Source organism: Arthrobacter bambusae, assembly GCF_022606295.1.
GTDB classification, from domain to species: Bacteria; Actinomycetota; Actinomycetes; order Actinomycetales; family Micrococcaceae; genus Arthrobacter; species Arthrobacter bambusae_A.
Genome location: NZ_JAHHZS010000015.1, coordinates 64,328 through 83,093, shown reverse-complemented (window position 1 = coordinate 83,093; position 18,766 = coordinate 64,328). Strand labels below are relative to the sequence as shown.

Below are 18,766 nucleotides of genomic sequence, written 5' to 3'. Positions count from 1 at the left end.
CCGGATCCGCTGCCCTTACCGTGTGAAAGTCGTAAGAATGGAATGGACCACCGGGCCCGACAGAAAGCCGCCGACCTTGCGTAGAAGCCGGAGCACCGCCGACGCCGGGCGGACGCCTGCGTCCGGACGCGTCGCCGCGGTCCTGGCGGCGGCTGCGGTATTGATCTTCGCTCCCGGTATCGCGCAGGCTGCGTTCAATGGGTCCGTCAGCGCTTCACTCCCCGTCTCCTCCGCCATGATCCCGGCATCCACGGCAACCGTCACCGCGAACTGCCAAGGTTCGAACCTCACCATCACCGTCACGTCCTGGGCGATAACAGATCCGCGATTCACAGGAGTCTTCACCGTTTCCAGCGGCGGAAGCACCGTATTCACGGGCACCAGCAAACAAAGCGGCGGCGCAAGCTACAAAGCGTCCATCTCGCCCCACACGGGCACCTGGACCTGGACCGTCCAGAACCAGTACCCGGTCCCCGGCACCAGCAACACCTGGACAGGTACAGCCACGACGGGCCAGTTCACCTGCACCTAAGCCGACGGCCACCCGCACGCCGCTACCCCCGCAGCGAACGCGGGCGCCGATGTCGCACTCCCTCTATATATTGAGAGGATGACGCAGACTTCCGGTTCCGCCCAGCCATCCCACGTCGACAGCCCAACGGCCCCGGTCGCCAAGAAGGTGCCGCACACCCGCGAGCACCACGGCGATGTTTTCGTGGACAACTACGAATGGCTGCGGGACAAGGAATCCACCGAGGTCATTGAGCACTTGAAGGCTGAAAATGCCTACCAGGAAGCCATCACCGCACACCAGGAACCGCTGCGCGAGGCGATCTTCCAGGAAATCAAGGGGCGTACCCAGGAGACCGACCTTTCGGTCCCCAGCCGCAAGGACGGTTGGTGGTACTACACCCGCTCCGTCGAAGGCAAGGAGTACGGCATCCAGTGCCGCGTCCGGGCTGCGAACTCCGGCAATCCCGTAGCGGACTGGACCCCGCCGGCGGTGGAACCCGGCGTCGAACTCCAGGGTGAAGAAGTGTTGCTGGACGGCAACACCGAGGCGGAAGGCAAGCCGTTCTTCTCCGTTGGCGGCACTGCCGTGACGCTGGACGGCAACCTTTATGCCTACGCCGTGGACAACTCCGGCGAGGAACGCTTCACGCTCCGCATCAAGGACCTGCGCACGGGTGAACCGCTGCCCGACGTCATTGAGAACATCTTCTATGGCGTGGCCTTCTCCCCCGACGGCACCCGGATCTTCTACACCGTGGTGGACGATTCCTGGCGCCCCTACCAAGTGAAGTCGCACGTCCTGGGCACGCCCGTCAGCGAGGACGAGGTCATCTACCAAGAGGACGACGTCGCCATGTGGCTCGGGTTCGAGCTCTCCTCCGACCGGAGGTACCTCGTGCTGAGCATCGGCTGCTCGGAATTCAGCGAGACGCGCCTGCTCCGCTTCGACGACTTCGACGCCGGCCTGTCCACCGTGCTTTCCCGGGACGAGCACATCCTTTACGAGGCCGAGCCGTTCCTCCTCGAGGGTGTCGAGACCATCCTGCTGACCCACAACAAGGACGCCATCAACTCGATGGTGTCCATCGCGGACCCGGCCGAGTTCGCCAAGCCGCTGGCCGAGCAGCACTGGCGCACCGTCGTCGGGCATTCCGACGCCGTTCGCGTCAACGGCGCGGGCGTCACCTCGACGCATCTGGTGGTGTCTGTACGGCAGGACACGATCGAACGCGTGCAGGTGCTCCCGCTCGCCGGGCTGGGCACCGCCGCCCAGGGTGCCGCCGTGGAGCCAGCCTTCGATGAGGAGCTGTACACGGCTGGTGTGGGCGGAACCGACTATGAAGCGCCGGTGATCCGCATCGGATACACCTCCTACTTCACGCCGTCGCGGGTGTACGACTTCGTGCTGCCCACCGCCGCGCTGCCGCAAGGCGAATTGCTGCTGCGGAAGGAAAGCCCCGTGCTGGGCGGGTACACCGCGTCCGACTACGTGGCCACCCGGGAATGGGCGACGGCGGCGGACGGCACGCGCGTGCCGCTGTCCGTTCTGCGGCACGCCTCCCTTGCGCAGGATTCGAGCGCCGCGGGCCTGGTCTACGGCTACGGCTCGTACGAGGTCAGCATGGATCCCGGCTTCGGTGTGGCCCGGCTGTCACTCCTCGACCGCGGGATCGTCATGGTGATCGCCCACATCCGCGGCGGCGGCGAGCTCGGCCGGCGCTGGTACGACGACGGCAAGAAGCTCAACAAGAAGAACACCTTCACGGACTTCATCGCGGCAACGGACTGGCTCTCGTCCTCCGGTTGGGTGGCGCCGGAGCGGATCGCCGCGATGGGTGGCTCCGCGGGCGGCCTGCTGATGGGCGCCGTGGCCAACCTTGCGCCGGAAAAGTATGCGGCAATCGTGGCAGCCGTGCCGTTCGTGGACGCGCTCAACACCATCCTGGACCCGGAGCTGCCGCTCTCCGCACTCGAATGGGAAGAATGGGGCAACCCCATCACCGATCCTGAGGTGTACCAATACATGAAGTCGTACACCCCGTACGAGAACATCCGCGCCGTGTCGTACCCGCGGATCGCAGCCGTCACGTCCTTCAACGACACCCGTGTGCTCTACGTCGAACCCGCCAAATGGGTCCAGGTATTGCGTTCCGAGACCACCGGCACGGCGCCGATCGTCATGAAGATCGAGATGGACGGCGGACACGGTGGAGCCTCGGGACGATACGTGCAGTGGCGCGAGCGCGCGTGGGACTATGCCTTCGTCGCGGACTCGCTCGGCGCCGTCGAACTCCTGCCTGGAGCAGGGCTTAAGTAGCGCCCTCGATAGTAGGCTCTCCCATGGGGGCCGAACCGAAACAGTAGGAGCGTAGTGGACAGTCGATTGACTAACGACGCATCGGCACCAAACCGCGCCTTGGTGGCTGACCCTGATCCCGGACGCCTTGCCGAGACGGTGGCGGCGCTCACCGCAGCAGGGTTCATGGTTCGTTCAGCGCACGACGCCGGTTCACTTGCTGCCGCGCTGAAAAGCGAACAGAGCGACGTGCTGGTGGTGGACAACGACCTCCGCGAGTTCCTTCCCCGGAATGACGCTCCGGTCTTGCTCCTGCTGGATCCCGAAGACGAGCTGGATGTTACGGCTCTGGAAGGGTGGACGATTGCTGATTTCACCTATCGGGGCCAGCCTCCCGCATTTCGGGTGCACCGGGCCTTGGTACTGATAGCCCGGGCCGCCGAACGCACGCGCCGCCGTTCGGAAGCCGAGTCGCTGCGGGAGAGCCTGCGGAAGGTGTCCGCGGCGATCCGGTCCACCATTGACCCGGACCGGATAGCGCAGCATCTGGTGAAGGGCATCGGCGAGGCCCTGGGCGCGGAACACGTCTGGTTCACGACGTTCCCGGACACGCGGGTTCCGCAAGTCAGCGCCGAATGGAACGCTCCGGGACTGGTACCGGGAGTCCTGCCGGGCGAACTCACCGGCGACATCGCCACGTTCGAACTCGCGGAACGGTTGTGGGCGGAAGCGGAGGTGCAGCCGCTGCCGAAACGGGCTCCCGCGGGTGAATCCGGTGGCGCGGGTGTACCGGGTGGTGCGGGGGCGCCGTCGGCGTCGGTTGTGGTGCCGGTAGGCGAGGGAGATCTCGTTCTGGGGGTCATCTGGATCGCGCGCCCGGACACGGCGCAGGAATGGACCCGCGCCGAAATAGGCCTGATCCAGCACGTCTCGGGGAACTTGGCGTATGGCCTGATGCAGAGCCACCTGATCGGCGCGCAACAGCAGGTCATGTACAAGCTCCAGGAGCTCGACCAGGCCAAGACAGACTTCCTCACCACAGTGAACCACGAACTTCGAACTCCCTTGACGTCCATCACGGCCTATCTGGACATGATGCGCAGCGGCGCCGGCGGACCTCTTCCCGCAGGTGTCGAGCGTATGGTCGACGTCATTTCACGAAATGCCGAGCGGCTCCGACGGCTGATCGAAGACATGCTCACCGTCTCGCACCAGGACACTTCCGGCGATCTCCAGTTGAGCCGTGTGAATGTGGGCACCTTGCTCAGGCTTGTTGTCTCGACGTTGCAGCCGCTCGCTGACTCCCGTTCACTGTCCCTCACCGTGATGCACGCGCCGGGAACCGTGATTGTCCAGGCCGATGAAGCCAAGCTCGAGCAGGTCTTCGCCAACATCATCAGCAACGCGATCAAGTTCACGCCCGACGGCGGCCACGTGGCGGTCAGCAGCGGGATCACCTCGGACCCAGGCACGGTTCCCAGCGTCGTGGTCAGCGTGGAGGACACCGGCGTCGGGATCCCGGAAACGGAAATCGAGCAAGTATTCACGCGGTTCTTCCGCGCCTCAAACGCCTCCACCGCGGCCATCCCCGGGAGCGGGCTTGGCTTGGCGATAGCCCACGACATTGTGGAACGCCATTCCGGCCGGCTCGATGTCGAATCCGCCCTTGGCGTGGGAACCACGGTTTCAGTCCGGCTCCCCCTGGATGCAGAGAGCTAAGGCGCGCCGCTGACTCCGGGGCGGTGTTCTATGTGCGTCTACCCAAGTAACTGGCAGTAGATGCCGTTATGAGGCGCCAAAACGGCATCTACTGTGAGTTAGTTGGGCCACCAACCGATCGAGGCGTAGTGGACAACAGTGCCGGTGTTAACCGTCGTTACTGTGGAGCTCGTGGTGCTCGTGGTGCTCGTGGTGTCGTGCTTCGGGGCGGCGTTGGCGGGGGTGACAAATCCACCAATAGCGAGCACGCCCGTCATGAGAAGTGTTGCGGCGAATTTTTTCATGCAGTGCTCCTTTGAGCCGTAAAAATCCGAAGTTGACTTTCCCAGCGTAAAGAGGCTCGTTAAAGGTTCGCTTAAGATTGGCTCAGTTTTCGGACGTCTTTGCTGCCAGCCGGTAACCGACGCCGCGCACGGTTTCAACCCAACGCGGCGACTGCGCCGAATCGCCGAGTTTCCGTCGCAGATTGGCGATGTGTACCTGGATCGCACGCTCTTCGGATTCGCTGACGTAGCCTCCGGTTTCGTACTCCCTGGCATGGAGCCAGCGGGCAAGCCCAGTAGTGCTTCGGACAACGCGTCCAGCCTCCATCAGGGCCTGAAGGAGGTCGAACTCGGTGCGGGTCAATTGCACCTCTTCGTTATCCACCCGGGTAGTCCGCGTGGCCACGTCAAGGAAGAGGCCGTTGTGTTCCAGCCCTGAGGGCTCAGCCCCCGAAATCACGGTTGTGGGTGCGGTTGGCGAGTTCAGCGCCTGGGCCGGCGGCAGCTCCGCCGTCGTGCTCCCCGCGGAACCGCTCAAAAGCTTGCTGCCGCGGGGCCGGCGGAGGAGCGTCTCAACCCGGGCCAGGAGCTCGCGGGGGCGGAAGGGCTTGGTGACAAAGTCGTCGGCGCCGACGGACAGCCCTTGCAGGGTGTCCACTTCGCGCGCGCGGGCAGTGAGCATGATGATGTAGGCGTCGCTGAACTCCCGGACGCGACGGGTGACCTCGATCCCGTCAATGTCCGGCAGGCCAAGGTCCAAGGTGATCACGTCGGGGTTGTGACGGCGGACGGCATCCACGCCATCGATGCCGTTTCCGGCCGCGTAAACCTCCAGGCCCGATGCCTCGAGGACGGCATGGACTACCTCACGGATGTCATCGTCATCCTCGATTACTACAGCCACGCCCGATGCGCCCACGTCAAGATCCCCATCTCTCTTATGCTCAGCCCACCTTAACACCGGCGGTACCGCTATTCTCGCGCATGTCGGCGTAAGTCCGCTTTGTCCGGGTAGCGAACGCTATTTCCGCGCGCGCCACTCCGAGTCGAGCATCGCGTAGATGACTTCAGTGGACCATTGGCCCTTGTAATGCCAGTTGTCCACAAGCTCCGCTTCCCGGCGCATCCCAAGTCGCTCGCACAATCCCGACGACGAGGTGTTCAGGGCATCCAATTTGGCGTCGATCCGGTGGAACATCAGCTTCTCAAAACCCAGGCGGAGGACGGCCTCGGCCGCCTCGGCGGCGTAGCCCTGGCCCCGGCTTTCCGGAGCGAGGATCCAGCCGATTTCGGCCTGCCCCGTGCCCGGCAGCCACTTGAGGACCACTTCGCCAAGCAGCCCCGGCGAGTCCGCGCGCTCTATGGCGAGGCACACCCAGTCACCCTCTTGCTCGAAGGTGAAGTTGGCGTAACGGCCGAGCGCTTCCATGGACTGCGTGAGGGTCAATTCCTGCCGGAGCAGGAACCTGGCAGTCCCGGGCAGTGACTGGTAGCCGTGGAATCGCTCCAGGTCAGTGGCCTCGAATCGGCGAAGCACGAGCCTCGCAGTCCGGATGGGCAGTTCGATGAGCGGCATGACTCGAGGCTACTACGTCGGGTTTCTTGGGGTCCGGATCGGGCCCGCCGGGCGGTCACCTCTTGACAGTTCAAGCAAACTGGGATTACCTAATGAACATTCGGTAAATAAAGCTGGAGGCAATGACGCATGGTTGAGACCACCCTTTCTGGCGCAGCGCAGCACCAGATCCTCAAGAACGACTACGCCTCCGAGTGGATGGGCCTGGAGGTGCTCAAGGTCGACGACGGCCACGCCACCGTCCGCATGAAGCTCCGGCAGGAAATGCTCAACGGCTTCGGAATGGCCCACGGCGGAATGATCTTCGCCTTCGCTGATTCAGCGTTTGCCCTGGCATGCAACCCGGCCAACCCCTCGCCGTCGGAAGCCGAGACCATCACCGTCGCCGCCGGCGTCGACATCAACTTCCTGAAGCCGGCCTATCAAGGCCAGGTGATCACCGCCGTCGCGAACCGCCGCGCCAACAACGGCCGCAGCGGCCTGTACGACATCCAAATCTTCGCGGCCGACGCAAGCCAAGCTGCCGCAGCCGGGTCGTCCGAGGATCCGGGCAGCTATGGCGAGCTCATCGCCGAGTTCCGTGGCCGCAGCCGCACCATCTCCAAGAAGTAGGAAGACCATGACACAGAACACCGTCGCCGCTCCCGACGCACCGCTTCACACCGCACAGCTGGATCGCGAAGAAACCATCTCCCGCGACGAGCTCGAGGCCCTGCAGCTCAGCCGCCTCCAGCACACCGTGGCCTACGCCTACGATCGCGTCCCGCTGTACAAGCGCAAGTTCGACGACGCCGGCGTCCACCCCTCCGATCTCCGCGAACTGTCCGATCTCGGCAAGTTCCCGTACACCACCAAAGAAGACCTCCGCCAGGAATACCCCTTCGGCATGTTCGCCGTGCCCCAGGACGAAGTAGCCCGCATCCACGCGAGCTCGGGTACCACGGGCCGGCCGACCGTCGTCGGGTACACCAAAAACGACCTCGCCAACTGGGCCACCCTGGTCGCCCGCTCGCTCCGGGCGTCAGGAGTCCGCCCCGGCATGAAGGTCCACAACGCCTACGGCTACGGCCTGTTCACCGGCGGCCTCGGCGCCCACGCGGGTGCCGAAGCGTTGGGGTGCACCGTCATCCCGATGTCCGGCGGCCAGACCGAACGCCAGATCCAGCTGATCCAGGACTTCAAGCCGGATGCCATCCTGGCAACGCCCACCTACCTGCTCACGATCGCCGACGCGATGGTCCACATGGGTGTCGATCCGGCGTCGACCTCGCTCAAATACGCGGTGCTCGGAGCCGAACCGTGGACCGAGGAAATGCGGCACGAGCTCGAAACCACCATGAACATCAAAGCGTGCGACATCTACGGGCTCTCTGAGGTCATGGGCCCGGGCGTAGCGGGCGAGGCCGTGGAGACCCAGGATGGCTGCCACATCTGGGAGGACCACTTCCGGCCGGAGATCATCGATCCGTTCGATCCCTCGCGCGGGGAAAGTGCCGTGCTGGCCGACGGCGAACCGGGCGAACTCGTCTTCACCTCGCTCACCAAGGAAGCGCTGCCGATCATCCGGTACCGCACCAAGGACCTCACCCGCCTGCTGCCCGGCACCGCCCGCCCCGCGCACCGCCGCATGGGCCGCATCACCGGCCGCAGCGACGACATGATCATCCTGCGCGGCGTGAACCTCTTCCCCTCGCAGATCGAGGAAATCGCCCTGCGCATCCCCGAGCTCAGCCCGCACTTCCAGCTCGAGCTCACCCGCCCCGAAGGCAAGCGTATGGATTCGCTCACGGTCAAGATTGAGCGCCGCGAGAACGTCTCCGTCGAGGCGGGCACGACGGCGGCACACGCCTTGCGCGAGCAGATCAAGATCCACGTGGGTTCTTCGTGCGTCGTCGACGTCGTGGAGCCGGGTTCGCTCGAGCGTTCCAACGGCAAACTGCGCCGCGTCTACGACATGCGACCCAAGAGGTAACGTGGCCCGGCGGATACACGGATCAACCGAACGTTCATGAGAAAATGGCCAGCATGCCTAGTGAAACAGTAACCAAGCGGGGACGCCCCGGATACGACCAGCAATCAGTGCTGCTCATCGCCGTCGACGTCTTCAACCGCCACGGCTACGACGCCACGTCCATGGGCATTCTGGCCGAAAACCTCGGAATCTCAAAGTCGGCCATCTACCACCATGTGCCGTCCAAGGGTGACCTCCTGAAGCTCGCGCTTGAGCACGCCCTCGGTGGGCTCGAGGCCATCCTGGAACAGCCCGAGGCTGTGACGGGGGCAGCGGATGCCCGTTTGGAATTTGTCCTCCGGCAGACCATCGCCGTATTGGTGGACCGGCTGCCTTTCGTCACGTTGCTCCTGAGGCTCCGCGGCAACACCGACATTGAGCGCGACGCCCTGGAACGGCGTCGTGCCTTCGACCACAAGGTGGCCGCGCTGATCTCGGCCGCCCGAGAAGAAGGCACGCTGCGCCAGGACATCGATCCCCGCACCGTGACCCGGCTCCTGTTCGGCACCATCAACTCGATCGTGGAGTGGTACAAACCGGGCGGCTCGCTCTCCCCGCAGCGCCTGGCCGACGACGTCATCACCATGGCGTTCGACGGCCTGCACGCCTCGGCGTAGGACGGTTCCGGGGCACCCCTCCGTCCCTCTCCCTGCAGCCCCCGGACGCCCGCTCACATATACGGCCCTTTCAACCGACGCCCGCTCACATATATCCCCAATTGGCAGAACGCTCGCTCACTAAAAAGTGAGCGAGCGTTCTGCGTGGTGCGGTGATGCTTTTCAGAGCTGGTATTCGGCCTGGATACCCAAGCTTTCGTGGACGCAGAGGACATTGTTTTCCGTGTCCATGAACCAGGCGCAACGATCGGCGTCGGTAGTACAAATGTGGTGTTCGGTCTTGAGCTCGGGGAGATCATAATCCCGGAATTCGACGCCGCTCGCCTCCATTTCGTCGACTGTCCGCTCGATGTCGCTGACTTCAAAGGAAAGGGCAGTGTGCGATGAATGCATGCCGTCCTTGATGGGCATCAACTGCAGCATGGGACCACCATCGATGCCGAACAAATCATTTCCATCCCAGGTCATGCCGCGATGAGGGAGGCCGAGTTTCTCTGCGTAGAAGCTGCGGGCTCGGTCCACGTCGTCGACGGGCAAGACGGTTGTGGCTGTTCTCAGTGCTAGGTTCACTTCGCCACCTCCTACGCAAAAAATCTTACGCCGCACGCGATCGGAAAGACCTCGTGAGCAAACTTTGGTCTGGCCCGTTGTCAGGGCGGCAGCCTCGGCCTACGATGTGCAAAGCCCCCTCGCAGGGGAACAACTCCGGGACCTTCCCTCAACGGGTGATGGGAGCACCGCAGGAGGCCCGAGTCCTGGACATCACGGGACGGGAAGACAATGACGAAATATCTGTTCGAAGCAAACTACGTCGGCGACGGAATCAACGGGCTGTTGCGCGAGGGCGGCACCAAGCGCCGCGATGCTGTGGTCGATGCACTCAAATCCGTAGACGGATCGCTCGAATGTTTCTACTACGCTTTCGGCGAGACCGACGTCGTCGGGGTCTTCGAAATCCCTGACGCGGCTAGCGCCGCCGCCCTGTCACTCATGATCAATGCGACTGGCGCAGTGCGCCTGCATTTGAAGCCGCTCATGACGGTTGAGGATCTCGACGAAGCGGCCAAGAAGACCCCGGCATACCGCGCCCCAGGGCAATAGAACTCCTCAGACACGGAACGCTCCCCAGTGCTGGGGAGCGTTCCACGTATGCAGGCACAGTGAGCGAGCGTCCGGCCAAACACCCCCATACGTGAGCGGGCGTCGGAAGGGGGTTACTTCTCGACGAGGGTCAGGACGTCGTAGGTGGCTACGATTTCGTCATTCTGGTTGGTCAGCACAGCGTCCCAGGCTACCTCGCCGTATTCGTCGGTCTCGCGGGGGGTGATCTTCTTGGCCGTGAGCGTGACGCGGATCGAATCCCCTGCGGCCACGGGCGTGATGAAGCGCAGGTTCTCCAGGCCGTAGTTGGCCAGGACCGGGCCCGGCGCCGGCTCCACGAACAATCCGGCGGCCCAGCTGAGCAGCAGGTAGCCGTGCGCCACGATTCCCGGGAAGAACGGGTTGGCTTCGGCCGCTTCCTGGTTGGTGTGGGCGTAGAAGGTGTCGCCGGTGGAGTTGGCGAAGGCGGTGATGTCGTCCAGGGTGACCTGCCGCAGTTCGGACCGCACGGCGTCACCGATCCGCAGAGTAGCAAGCGACTTCCGGAACGGGTGCGTACCTTCCGTCTCCACTGTGAAGTTGCGGTCCGCGCCTGCGTGCCAGACTCCGGTCACTGCGGTGAGCATGTTCGGCGAGCCCTGGATAGCGGTGCGCTGCATGTGGTGCATGACGGAGCGGATACCACCGAGTTCCTCGCCGCCACCGGCGCGGCCCGGTCCGCCGTGGACCAGGTGCGGCACAGGCGAACCATGCCCGGTGGACGAACGGGCGTCCTCGCGGTTGAGCATCAGGACGCGGCCGTGGTGCGCCGCGATTCCGGTCACCAATTCGCGGGCGACCGCAGGATCGTTGGTGCACACGGAGGCCACGAGGGAGCCGCCACCGCGGGCGGCGAGGCGGACGGCGTCGTCGAGGTCCGAGTACCCGATCACGGAAGACACCGGACCGAATGCCTCGAGCGAGTGGACTGCTTCCGAGTCCACGTCGGCCCAGCTCAGGACGACCGGAGACATGAACGCTCCACCCTCCACGACACCGACGGTGCCGTCGAGCGAGGTGACCGACGGCGAATCGAGCGTCCCGTACGCAAGCTCACCACCGGCGTCGAGCATTGACTGCACTGCGGCGCGGACGTCGGCGAGCTGCTCGAGGGACGCGAGGGCGCCCATTGTGACGCCCTCTGCGCGGGGGTCGCCGACCACGACGCGCTCGTCCACCCGCGCACCGATGGCGGCGACGACGTCGGACACCAGGGCCTGGGGCACAATGGTGCGGCGGATCGAGGTGCACTTCTGGCCGGCTTTGACCGTCATTTCGGTGACGACCGACTTGATGAACGCGTCGAACTCCGGGGTGCCGGGCACGGCGTCGGGGCCGAGGATGGCGGCGTTGAGGGAGTCGGTTTCCGAGGTGAAGCGGACGCCGCCCTGGACCACGTTGACGTGGGACTTCAGCGAGTTGGCGGTGGAGGCGGAGCCGGTGAAGGCGAGAATGTCGCGGTAGTCGAGGTGGTCCAGCAGGGTGCGGGCGGATCCCGAGATGAGCTGCAGCGAGCCTTCCGGGAGGATGCCCGACTCGACGATTGCCTTGACCACGACGGCGGCAACGTAACCGGTGGGGGTGGCTGGCTTGACGATGGTGGGGACGCCGGCGATGAACGCGGGCGCGAACTTCTCGAGCATTCCCCACACGGGGAAGTTGAAGGCGTTGATCTGCGCCGCGACGCCCGGGATGCGGGTGTAAATGTGCTCGCCGGCAAAGGAACCGTCCCTGGACAGGACTTCCATGGGACCGTCCACCACGACCTGCGAGTTCGGCAGTTCGCGACGGCCCTTCGATCCGAAGGTGAAGAGCACCCCGATGCCGCCGTCGATGTCCACCATCGAGTCGATCTTGGTGGCGCCGGTCTTGAAGGACGAGGTGTAGAACTCCTCGCGCCGGCCGTTGAGGTACTGCGCCAGTTCCTTGAGCTTGAGGGCACGCTGATGGAAGGTGAGCTTGCCGAGCTCGCGCTGGCCCACCGCACGGCCGTAGTTCACGACGCCGGCAAGGTCCAGTCCGTCGGTGTTGACCGTTGCGAGGATCTCGCCCGTGCTGGCGTCGCGGACGGGCACGCCCGCGGTGGCGTCGGCGCTGGGGGTCCACCACTCGCCCTGGACGAAACTGGGCACGGTTTCAACGGTTGTGGCTTCCGGAGCGACTGCGGTACTGGTCATCGTCGACGGGTCCTTCCAAGGCACGGGCACGAAATGGACAGAACGACCGCAAATTACTGACCGGCCGTTCGGTAATATCCCCAGAATACATGAGAGGCCCGTTCTGCACACTAGATGCCGCTTCGGGCGGCGTCCTTCTACCTCCCCGGAGCGTTGAGTTTGGCCCGGATGGCGGCAACTTCCGCACCGGAAACGCTGTTCGCCCGTAGGAAGGCGAAGGTGTCAAGGGAATGCGCGAATTCCAGGAGGCTGGCCGTGCGTACGGACAACATCGCTTCAAGGGCGTCTTCCTCGAGGAAAGGATCATGGGCGTGAGGGGCGCGATGGTGCCGGTGGCGCTCGTTGATTCCACGCATTCCCTGCTGATAACCCCGCACGAATTCCTCGTCGCTCGCTCCTGCCAGATTCTGCAGCATCACGGCGATGATCCCGCTACGGTCGCGCCCGGCCGCGCAGTGCACCACCACCCCGTCGGGTGCCGCGGCGATGGCCTTGAAAACTGCGGCGAGCTTGTCCGGGAAGAGCCGTACATAGTCGGCGTAGTGGGCAGGATCCTTCAAATACGGGCCAAAGAGCTCGGTGAATTCCTTGTCCTCCGGGTCCTCGGTGGGGCAATGGACGATGTCGAAACGCGCGGTCGCCTCCGCTGAAACCTCGGGATCGACCTCCCTGGGCTGCTGCTCACGAAGAGTCCGCAAGTCGATCACGGTGCGGATGCCGGCGTCGTACATTTGCTGCCACCCGGCGTCGGTGAGCCATTCCCGCCGCCCCATCCGGTACACGCTTCCGGCGATGTGCCAGGCGTTCACCGCACCGTCCCAATGGACGCCCCGCTGCTTGGCGGCGGTTGAGATCCCATCCATACCGGACAGCTAACCACATGCAGGATAGGTGAGCGAGGGTTTCCGGGGAGGCGGATATAGGTGAGCGAGCGTTGCCAGGAAGGGCGGGCCGTTAGCTGGCGACCAGGGACTTCGTCAGGATCGTCCCTCCGACGCCGATCAGGACCGTGCCGGATCCACCCGTGATGATCCGCGTCACGCGGGGTCGGGCCAGTGCCGTGGAGATTCTCTTGAGCGCATGAACCAGCGCGACATACCAAACCAGCGCAGTGAGCAGAAAGATGCCCGCCATCAACGCGTGCTGGCCCAGAGGGGGAAGCGGTGCGAGATTGAATTGGGGGAAAAGGGACAGATAGAAGACGGCGACCTTGGGGTTGAGCAGATTGCTCACCATTCCTTGAAGGAATGGTGAGTTACCTCGGAATCCAAGCCTGGGCCCAGGGGCCGCGGCGGGTAGATTCCGGGGGCGTCCGAAGGCCTCAAGCAGGGCTCGGGTCCCCAGGTAAAGCAGGTAGGCGGCACCGGCGATCCTGATGACGTTGCCCAGGACTTCCGACGCGCTTAGGAGCGCCGTGACGCCGAGCACGGCGAGAAGGGCAAGGATCGTGTTGCCGACCATGATTCCGATCGCGGTGGTCGCCGCTGATCCAGGTCCGCGGGGCGCGTTTTTCAGCACCAGGGCAAAATCGGGTCCTGGAACGAGGACCACGACGACGCAGGTCAGCGCGAAGGCCATGAGTTGTTCGACCATAAGGGACTGCTTCCGGAGGAGGGATGTGGCTCGGGCTAACCCAACTAACTCGCACTTAATGTCGTTATGAGCGCTCAAAACGACATCAACTGCGAGCTACTTGGGGAGGCGCTTCGCGAGCCTGAATTCGAGGCCTGTGCGGACAGCGGGCCACTCGTGTTCGAGGATCGAGAACACCACGGTGTCGCGGAGCACGCCGTCCACAGTCCGCGAGTGGTTGCGCAGCACGCCGTCCTGCTTCGCGCCCAACCGTGCGATGGCCTCGCGGGACTGGTGGTTGAGCCAGTGCGTCCGAAATTCGACGGCGGGGCAGCCAAGGGTTTCGAAGGCATGCCCCAGGAGCAACAGTTTGGAGTCCGGGTTGCTCCCGCTGCCCTGTGCCGAAGCCGCGTTCCAGGTGGAGCCGATCTCGACGCGCGGAGTGGCGGCGTCGATGTTCATGTAGGTGGTCATGCCGATGAGCTTGCCGTCCGCCTTCAACCGCGTGGCGAACGGCAGCATGGATCCTTGCTCCTGCAGCCCGAGCCTGCGGTCGATCTCCGCGGCCATGCCCTCCGGCGTCGGGACCGAGGTGTACCAGAGTTTCCACAACTCGCCGTCTTTGGCGGCATCCACAAGGCCGTCGTGGTGGTCGGTGCTAAGTGGTTCCAGGGTTACGAAGCGACCGTCCAGGGTCACGGGTGCAATGAGGGTCACCCAGCCAGCCTAACCGACCCAACTGACTCGCAGTTGTTGTCGTTATGGGGCCTGAAAACGACAACAACTGCGAGTCAGTTGGGGCGCCGGGGCAATTGCCTGTGGATAACTCAAAATGGCGTTCCAGGATTTGCAACGATAAGGCGATGAAGACCCCGCAACCGTTGCCGGCGCTGCTGGCGAACGCCCCGTTCACCTTTCAAGAAGCGGTCGACGCCGGTGTGAGCCGACGGCGGTTGCGGCACCAATCTCTGCCCTCGCCAAGCCGCGGCATCAGGATTCCAGACCAGTCACTGGTCCAAGGACAGCCGAGGGACGTCGGTTTCGTCCGGCCTTTCACTGCGGTGACCGAGTTCTCGGCTGCTTCGCATGCCACGGCTTTCGCCCTGTGGCGGTTCCCTGGATTTTTGCCCGGCACGGATGATCCGCGCATTCACATTTCACGTCCGGACACCATGGCCATTCCTCGGCGAACCGGGGTGGTGGGGCATGTAGGGCAGTTCTTCGACGACGAAATCACGAGCCTTGATGGCCTCCTGGTCACCACGCGCACCCGGACCTGGCTCGATGTGTCCAGGAGGATGACCGTGGATGAATTGACCGTTGTTGCCGATTATCTGGTGCGGATCCCGCGGCCGGAGTTTGAAGGCCGGACAGAGCCGTACGCAACGTTGGAACAGCTGGCCGACATGCTGGACCGGCACAAAGGCACGCCGGGAATCCGCAAAGCGCGCCTGGCTCTCGAACAGGCACGGATCGGCTCAGACTCCGCCCCGGAAACCCGGCTCCGGCTGGCACTCGAAAACGCCGGGCTGCCCGAACCGCAGCTGAACGTAGCCACTGAGCTAGGTGCCGGCGTCGTGCGTCAACCGGACCTGGGCTATCTCGAACACCGCGTGGCGGTCGAATACGACGGCGAGCCGCATTCCGAGCCGGCCCAGATAGTCCGGGACATCGCCCGCGAAGAGGATTTCGCCCGTGCCGGATGGCACTTGGTGAGGATCTCAAAACGGCACATGGAGAACGACGCACGGTCCGCCGTCGCGAAAGTCAGTGCCGTACTCCTGGACCGCGGTTGGGCGCCCAAGTAGCGGTTGGGCGCCCAAGTGACTCGCAGTTGGTGTCGTTTTGGAGCGTCAAAACGACATTAAATGCGAGTCAGTTGGGGGACCCGAGGCGCTAGTCAGTCCAGTCGAAGAATCCCTTGCCGGTCTTGCGGCCCAGTTCGCCGCGGGCAACCTTGTCGCGCAGGATCTGCGGCGGGGCGAACCGCTCCCCCAGCGTCGAATGCAGGTATTCGGCGATGCCCAGGCGCACATCCAGGCCTACGATGTCCGTGGTCTTGAGCGGTCCCGTGGGGTGCTTGTAGCCGAGCACCATGGCCGCGTCGATGTCCTCGGCAGACGCCACGCCTTCTTCAACCATGCGCATCGCCTCGAGCGCGATAGCAACACCCAGCCGCGAGGAGGCAAAGCCGGGTGCGTCGTTGACGACGACGGCGGTCTTGCCGAGTGCCTCGGTCCAGCTTTTCGCCGTGGCGGCGAGCTCCGGCGACGTCTCCTTGGCCAGGACCACCTCGATGAGCGTGGAAGCCGGGACAGGGTTGAAGAAGTGCAGGCCCACGAAATTGGCAGGCCTACGGAGCTGCGACGCGAGGCCGGTCACGGAGAGCGACGAAGTGTTGGAGGCCAGGAAAGCGTCAGCGGAGAGGTGCTCCTCCACAGCCTTGAGGGCCGCAACCTTGAGTTCGTAGTCCTCGGGCACGGCTTCGACGACGAGTCCGCAGTGGACGAAGGAGTCGTAGTCGGTAGAAGTGCTGAACCGGGACAAGGCTTCTTCGGCGGTTCCCGTCAGGGTGCCTCTGGCTACGGACCTGGCCACCGCCTCGGCAACGCGACCTTGCGCGGCTGCGGCGGATTCGTGGTCGCGTTCGACGACGATCACGGTGGCGCCCTTGATCAGGAAGGCGTGGGCGATACCGGCGCCCATGCGGCCACCGCCGAGGACACCGACAACATGCGGGATGGCGGACGTTGCTGTCATTTTCGGGTCCTGTCTGGGTTGTCGCTGGACGCGTTGTCGCTGGATTGCTTGGCGCTCTTCTTGTCCAGGAACGCCTGCATGCGGTCGAACTTGGCCTGCGATTCGAAAAGCATGCCTTGGGCCAGTGTGTCGATCACGGGATGCGCTTCGGCCGGAGCGTGGAACACGGATTTGGTGATCCGGACCGCCAGGGGGTCCTGCCGGCCGATCCGGTCGGCGAGGTTGTGGGCCGCTTCCATCAGCACGGGGGCATCATGGATCTGGGTGATGAGGTTGATGCGCAGGGCTTCCTCGGCACGGAGAACGGCGCCCGCCAAGAGGATTTCCTTGGCAATCGGCTCCCCCACGAGTTCCTTGAGGCGCCACGTTGCACCGGCCGCGGCCATGATGCCCAGTCCGGTTTCCGGGTTGCCGATCCGCAGGCTGGGCGTGCCGATGCGGAAGTCCGCGGCGTAGGCGAGTTCGGCCCCGCCGCCCAGGCAATAGCCGTCCAAGGCCGCGATGACCGGCATGGGCAGCTTCGCGATCCGCACGAAAATCGTGGAGTTGATGCCGCGCAAAGCGTCGTCGCGCCGGCGTTCCCTCAACTGGCCGATATCGGCACCCGACGCGAAAACGCCTTCGACGCCGGCAATGATCAGGATTTTCGGCTCGCGTTCAAGGTGATCGCACACCTGATGGAGTTCATCCACCATCTGCTGGTCGATCGCGTTACGCACCTCGGGCCGGTTCAGCAGGACGGTGACGCGGTCCTCGCGCTCCTCGATGAGCAGGGTTCCGAATTCCTCGGGATTCAACGCCATTACACGCCTTCCAGGAGGATGGCCGCGCCCTGCCCGACGCCGATGCACATCGTCGCGAGGCCGATCTTGCGGTCGGCGCTGCCCAGCTCGCGTTCCATGCGGCCCAGCAAGGTGATCGCGATACGCGAGCCGCTGGAACCGAGCGGGTGCCCCAGGGAGATCGCACCGCCGTCGAGGTTGACGATGTCCGGATCCAGGCCCAAGCGCCGCATGCTCGCGAGCGATTGCGTCGCGAAGGCTTCATTGAGTTCGACGGCGCCAAGGTGCCCGACCGTGAGCCCGGACCGGGCCAGGATCTTCTGGGAAGCCGGAACGGGGCCGATGCCCATGATTTCCGGTTCGCAGCCGGCCGAGCCGCCGTCGATGATGCGGGCCCTCGGGGTGAGGCCGAACTTCTCGATGGCAGCCTCGGAGGCAACGATGATGGCGGACGCGCCGTCGTTGAGGGAGGAGGAGTTGCCCGCCGTGACTACGGAGCCGCCTGCGACCACTGGGCGGAGACCGGCGAGGACCTCCATGGTGGTTCCCTCACGCGGGCCTTCGTCGGTGTCCACGATCGTCTCGCCCTTGCGGGTCTTCACCGTGACCGGCACGATCTCTTCCTTGAACCGGCCGCCGGCAATGGCGGCGAGCGCGAGTTCGTGCGAGCGGACGGCGAAGGCATCGGCGTCCTCGCGGGAGATGCCGTCCACACGGGCGACTTCCTCGGCAGTTTCCGGCATGGAATACGTCATCTTGCCGCCGCGGGACAGCTCGCCCTTGCTGAAGAGGGGGTTGGCGAAGCGCCAGCCAATCGACGTGTCGAAGATCTGGCCCGGCTTGGCGAAGGCTGCGGTGGGCTTCTCCTGCACCCAGGGGGCCCGGCTCATCGACTCGACGCCGCCCGCCACCACGATGTCCGCAGCGCCGGCCTTGATCATGTGGCTGGCCATGATGATGGCGCTCATTCCGGAGGCGCAGAGGCGGTTGACCGTGATTCCGGGGATGTGGAGGGGCAGTCCCGCGAGAAGGGTTGCCATGCGGGCAACATTGCGGTTTTCCTCGCCGGCGCCGTTGGCGTTGCCCAGGATGACTTCATCGATCGCGTCGGGGTCGACGCCGGCACGGGCCACGGCTTCACGGACCACAAGGGCTGCCAGGTCATCAGGCCGGACCGCGGAAAGCGCGCCGCCATAACGGCCTACAGGGGTGCGGGCACCGCCAACAAGAAAAGCCTCGACCATGAGAACATCCTTCGCGAAGGGAGCGGGGCCGGAGAATAATTTACCGACCGTTCGTTCTATAAAGATTACACGGCGCCGCGCCGCGGTCAACCGTCA

At 64.5% G+C, this 18,766-nt stretch carries 19 protein-coding genes; 8 read left to right on the top strand and 11 right to left on the bottom strand.

Features of this window, described 5'->3' with window-relative positions; translation table 11 throughout:
- Positions 1 to 37: 37 nt before the first annotated feature.
- From KNN17_RS12220 to KNN17_RS12210, 3 genes are all read left to right on the top strand, one after another.
- On the top strand, positions 38 to 532 hold the full coding sequence (locus tag KNN17_RS12220; protein WP_241709344.1) for a hypothetical protein: 495 nt from the start codon (positions 38 to 40) through the stop codon (positions 530 to 532).
- Positions 533 to 610: 78 nt separating this feature from the next.
- Positions 611 to 2,830: a S9 family peptidase gene (locus KNN17_RS12215; protein WP_241709343.1), complete on the top strand. Its 2,220-nt coding sequence runs from the start codon at positions 611 to 613 to the stop codon at positions 2,828 to 2,830.
- Between the two features lie 66 nt (positions 2,831 to 2,896).
- Positions 2,897 to 4,528 (top strand): GAF domain-containing sensor histidine kinase, encoded by a 1,632-nt coding sequence (locus KNN17_RS12210; RefSeq protein WP_241709342.1) that lies wholly within the window; start codon positions 2,897 to 2,899, stop codon positions 4,526 to 4,528.
- Between the two features lie 98 nt (positions 4,529 to 4,626).
- Here the strand turns inward: KNN17_RS12210 and KNN17_RS12205 are convergent, their stop codons facing one another.
- The 3 genes from KNN17_RS12205 to KNN17_RS12195 form a co-directional block, all read right to left on the bottom strand.
- Complete coding sequence (locus KNN17_RS12205; RefSeq protein ID WP_241709341.1) at positions 4,627 to 4,812, bottom strand: hypothetical protein; 186 nt, start codon at positions 4,810 to 4,812, stop codon at positions 4,627 to 4,629.
- 82 nt (positions 4,813 to 4,894) lie between these two features.
- Complete coding sequence (locus KNN17_RS12200; protein WP_241709340.1) at positions 4,895 to 5,695, bottom strand: response regulator transcription factor; 801 nt, start codon at positions 5,693 to 5,695, stop codon at positions 4,895 to 4,897.
- Between the two features lie 117 nt (positions 5,696 to 5,812).
- Complete coding sequence (locus KNN17_RS12195; RefSeq protein WP_241709339.1) at positions 5,813 to 6,367, bottom strand: GNAT family N-acetyltransferase; 555 nt, start codon at positions 6,365 to 6,367, stop codon at positions 5,813 to 5,815.
- 129 nt (positions 6,368 to 6,496) lie between these two features.
- Between KNN17_RS12195 and KNN17_RS12190 the strand changes: the two genes are divergently transcribed.
- Genes KNN17_RS12190 through KNN17_RS12180 form a run of 3 tightly spaced genes read left to right on the top strand, consistent with a single transcriptional unit; the run spans position 6,497 to position 8,995 of the window.
- The gene (locus KNN17_RS12190) at positions 6,497 to 6,979 is read left to right on the top strand and encodes a hotdog fold thioesterase (RefSeq protein WP_241709338.1); all 483 of its coding nucleotides are present in this window, start codon (positions 6,497 to 6,499) and stop codon (positions 6,977 to 6,979) included.
- 7 nt (positions 6,980 to 6,986) lie between these two features.
- Positions 6,987 to 8,339 (top strand): phenylacetate--CoA ligase PaaK, encoded by a 1,353-nt coding sequence (paaK, locus tag KNN17_RS12185; protein ID WP_241709337.1) that lies wholly within the window; start codon positions 6,987 to 6,989, stop codon positions 8,337 to 8,339.
- 53 nt (positions 8,340 to 8,392) lie between these two features.
- Entirely contained in the window at positions 8,393 to 8,995 is a 603-nt protein-coding gene (locus tag KNN17_RS12180; RefSeq protein ID WP_078107744.1) for a TetR/AcrR family transcriptional regulator, read from the top strand.
- Between the two features lie 162 nt (positions 8,996 to 9,157).
- On the opposite strand, the gene KNN17_RS12175 is transcribed toward KNN17_RS12180, so the two are convergent.
- The gene (locus KNN17_RS12175) at positions 9,158 to 9,565 is read right to left on the bottom strand and encodes a VOC family protein (protein WP_241709336.1); all 408 of its coding nucleotides are present in this window, start codon (positions 9,563 to 9,565) and stop codon (positions 9,158 to 9,160) included.
- Between the two features lie 210 nt (positions 9,566 to 9,775).
- On the opposite strand from KNN17_RS12175, the gene KNN17_RS12170 reads away from it, so the two are divergent.
- Entirely contained in the window at positions 9,776 to 10,096 is a 321-nt protein-coding gene (locus KNN17_RS12170) for a GYD domain-containing protein (RefSeq protein WP_078107704.1), read from the top strand.
- A gap of 113 nt (positions 10,097 to 10,209) precedes the next feature.
- Here KNN17_RS12170 and paaZ read toward each other — a convergent pair whose 3' ends face one another.
- The 4 genes from paaZ to KNN17_RS12150 form a co-directional block, all read right to left on the bottom strand.
- On the bottom strand, positions 10,210 to 12,312 hold the full coding sequence (paaZ, locus tag KNN17_RS12165; protein ID WP_241709335.1) for a phenylacetic acid degradation bifunctional protein PaaZ: 2,103 nt from the start codon (positions 12,310 to 12,312) through the stop codon (positions 10,210 to 10,212).
- Between the two features lie 137 nt (positions 12,313 to 12,449).
- The gene (locus KNN17_RS12160; RefSeq protein ID WP_241709334.1) at positions 12,450 to 13,175 is read right to left on the bottom strand and encodes a tyrosine-protein phosphatase; all 726 of its coding nucleotides are present in this window, start codon (positions 13,173 to 13,175) and stop codon (positions 12,450 to 12,452) included.
- Between the two features lie 91 nt (positions 13,176 to 13,266).
- Entirely contained in the window at positions 13,267 to 13,905 is a 639-nt protein-coding gene (locus KNN17_RS12155; RefSeq protein ID WP_241709333.1) for a LysE family translocator, read from the bottom strand.
- Positions 13,906 to 14,001: 96 nt separating this feature from the next.
- Positions 14,002 to 14,601 (bottom strand): GNAT family N-acetyltransferase, encoded by a 600-nt coding sequence (locus tag KNN17_RS12150; RefSeq protein ID WP_241709332.1) that lies wholly within the window; start codon positions 14,599 to 14,601, stop codon positions 14,002 to 14,004.
- Positions 14,602 to 14,747: 146 nt separating this feature from the next.
- On the opposite strand from KNN17_RS12150, the gene KNN17_RS12145 reads away from it, so the two are divergent.
- The gene (locus tag KNN17_RS12145; RefSeq protein WP_241709331.1) at positions 14,748 to 15,692 is read left to right on the top strand and encodes an endonuclease domain-containing protein; all 945 of its coding nucleotides are present in this window, start codon (positions 14,748 to 14,750) and stop codon (positions 15,690 to 15,692) included.
- A gap of 88 nt (positions 15,693 to 15,780) precedes the next feature.
- Here the strand turns inward: KNN17_RS12145 and KNN17_RS12140 are convergent, their stop codons facing one another.
- The 3 genes from KNN17_RS12140 to KNN17_RS12130 are packed head-to-tail and all read right to left on the bottom strand — an operon-like array spanning position 15,781 to position 18,670.
- Positions 15,781 to 16,644, bottom strand: coding sequence for a 3-hydroxyacyl-CoA dehydrogenase family protein (locus KNN17_RS12140; protein WP_241709330.1), 864 nt, complete (start codon positions 16,642 to 16,644; stop codon positions 15,781 to 15,783).
- Entirely contained in the window at positions 16,641 to 17,447 is an 807-nt protein-coding gene (locus KNN17_RS12135) for an enoyl-CoA hydratase/isomerase family protein (RefSeq protein WP_241709329.1), read from the bottom strand. Before KNN17_RS12135 ends, KNN17_RS12140 begins: the two co-directional genes overlap by 4 nt.
- A complete protein-coding gene (locus tag KNN17_RS12130) occupies positions 17,447 to 18,670 on the bottom strand; it encodes a thiolase family protein (RefSeq protein WP_241709328.1) in 1,224 nt (407 codons plus the stop codon). The genes KNN17_RS12135 and KNN17_RS12130 overlap by 1 nt, the downstream gene beginning before the upstream one ends.
- Positions 18,671 to 18,766: the final 96 nt, after the last annotated feature.

Coding starts and splice junctions, on each gene's coding strand:
- KNN17_RS12130 (WP_241709328.1), bottom strand. CDS start 18,670: ATGGTCGAGGCTTTTCTTGTTGGCGGTGCCCGCACCCCTGTAGGCCGT.
- KNN17_RS12190 (WP_241709338.1), top strand. CDS start 6,497: ATGGTTGAGACCACCCTTTCTGGCGCAGCGCAGCACCAGATCCTCAAG.
- KNN17_RS12215 (WP_241709343.1), top strand. CDS start 611: ATGACGCAGACTTCCGGTTCCGCCCAGCCATCCCACGTCGACAGCCCA.
- KNN17_RS12155 (WP_241709333.1), bottom strand. CDS start 13,905: ATGGTCGAACAACTCATGGCCTTCGCGCTGACCTGCGTCGTCGTGGTC.
- KNN17_RS12135 (WP_241709329.1), bottom strand. CDS start 17,447: ATGGCGTTGAATCCCGAGGAATTCGGAACCCTGCTCATCGAGGAGCGC.
- paaZ (WP_241709335.1), bottom strand. CDS start 12,312: ATGACCAGTACCGCAGTCGCTCCGGAAGCCACAACCGTTGAAACCGTG.
- KNN17_RS12145 (WP_241709331.1), top strand. CDS start 14,748: ATGAAGACCCCGCAACCGTTGCCGGCGCTGCTGGCGAACGCCCCGTTC.
- KNN17_RS12220 (WP_241709344.1), top strand. CDS start 38: ATGGAATGGACCACCGGGCCCGACAGAAAGCCGCCGACCTTGCGTAGA.
- KNN17_RS12205 (WP_241709341.1), bottom strand. CDS start 4,812: ATGAAAAAATTCGCCGCAACACTTCTCATGACGGGCGTGCTCGCTATT.
- KNN17_RS12180 (WP_078107744.1), top strand. CDS start 8,393: ATGCCTAGTGAAACAGTAACCAAGCGGGGACGCCCCGGATACGACCAG.
- paaK (WP_241709337.1), top strand. CDS start 6,987: ATGACACAGAACACCGTCGCCGCTCCCGACGCACCGCTTCACACCGCA.
- KNN17_RS12160 (WP_241709334.1), bottom strand. CDS start 13,175: ATGGATGGGATCTCAACCGCCGCCAAGCAGCGGGGCGTCCATTGGGAC.
- KNN17_RS12195 (WP_241709339.1), bottom strand. CDS start 6,367: ATGCCGCTCATCGAACTGCCCATCCGGACTGCGAGGCTCGTGCTTCGC.
- KNN17_RS12170 (WP_078107704.1), top strand. CDS start 9,776: ATGACGAAATATCTGTTCGAAGCAAACTACGTCGGCGACGGAATCAAC.
- KNN17_RS12140 (WP_241709330.1), bottom strand. CDS start 16,644: ATGACAGCAACGTCCGCCATCCCGCATGTTGTCGGTGTCCTCGGCGGT.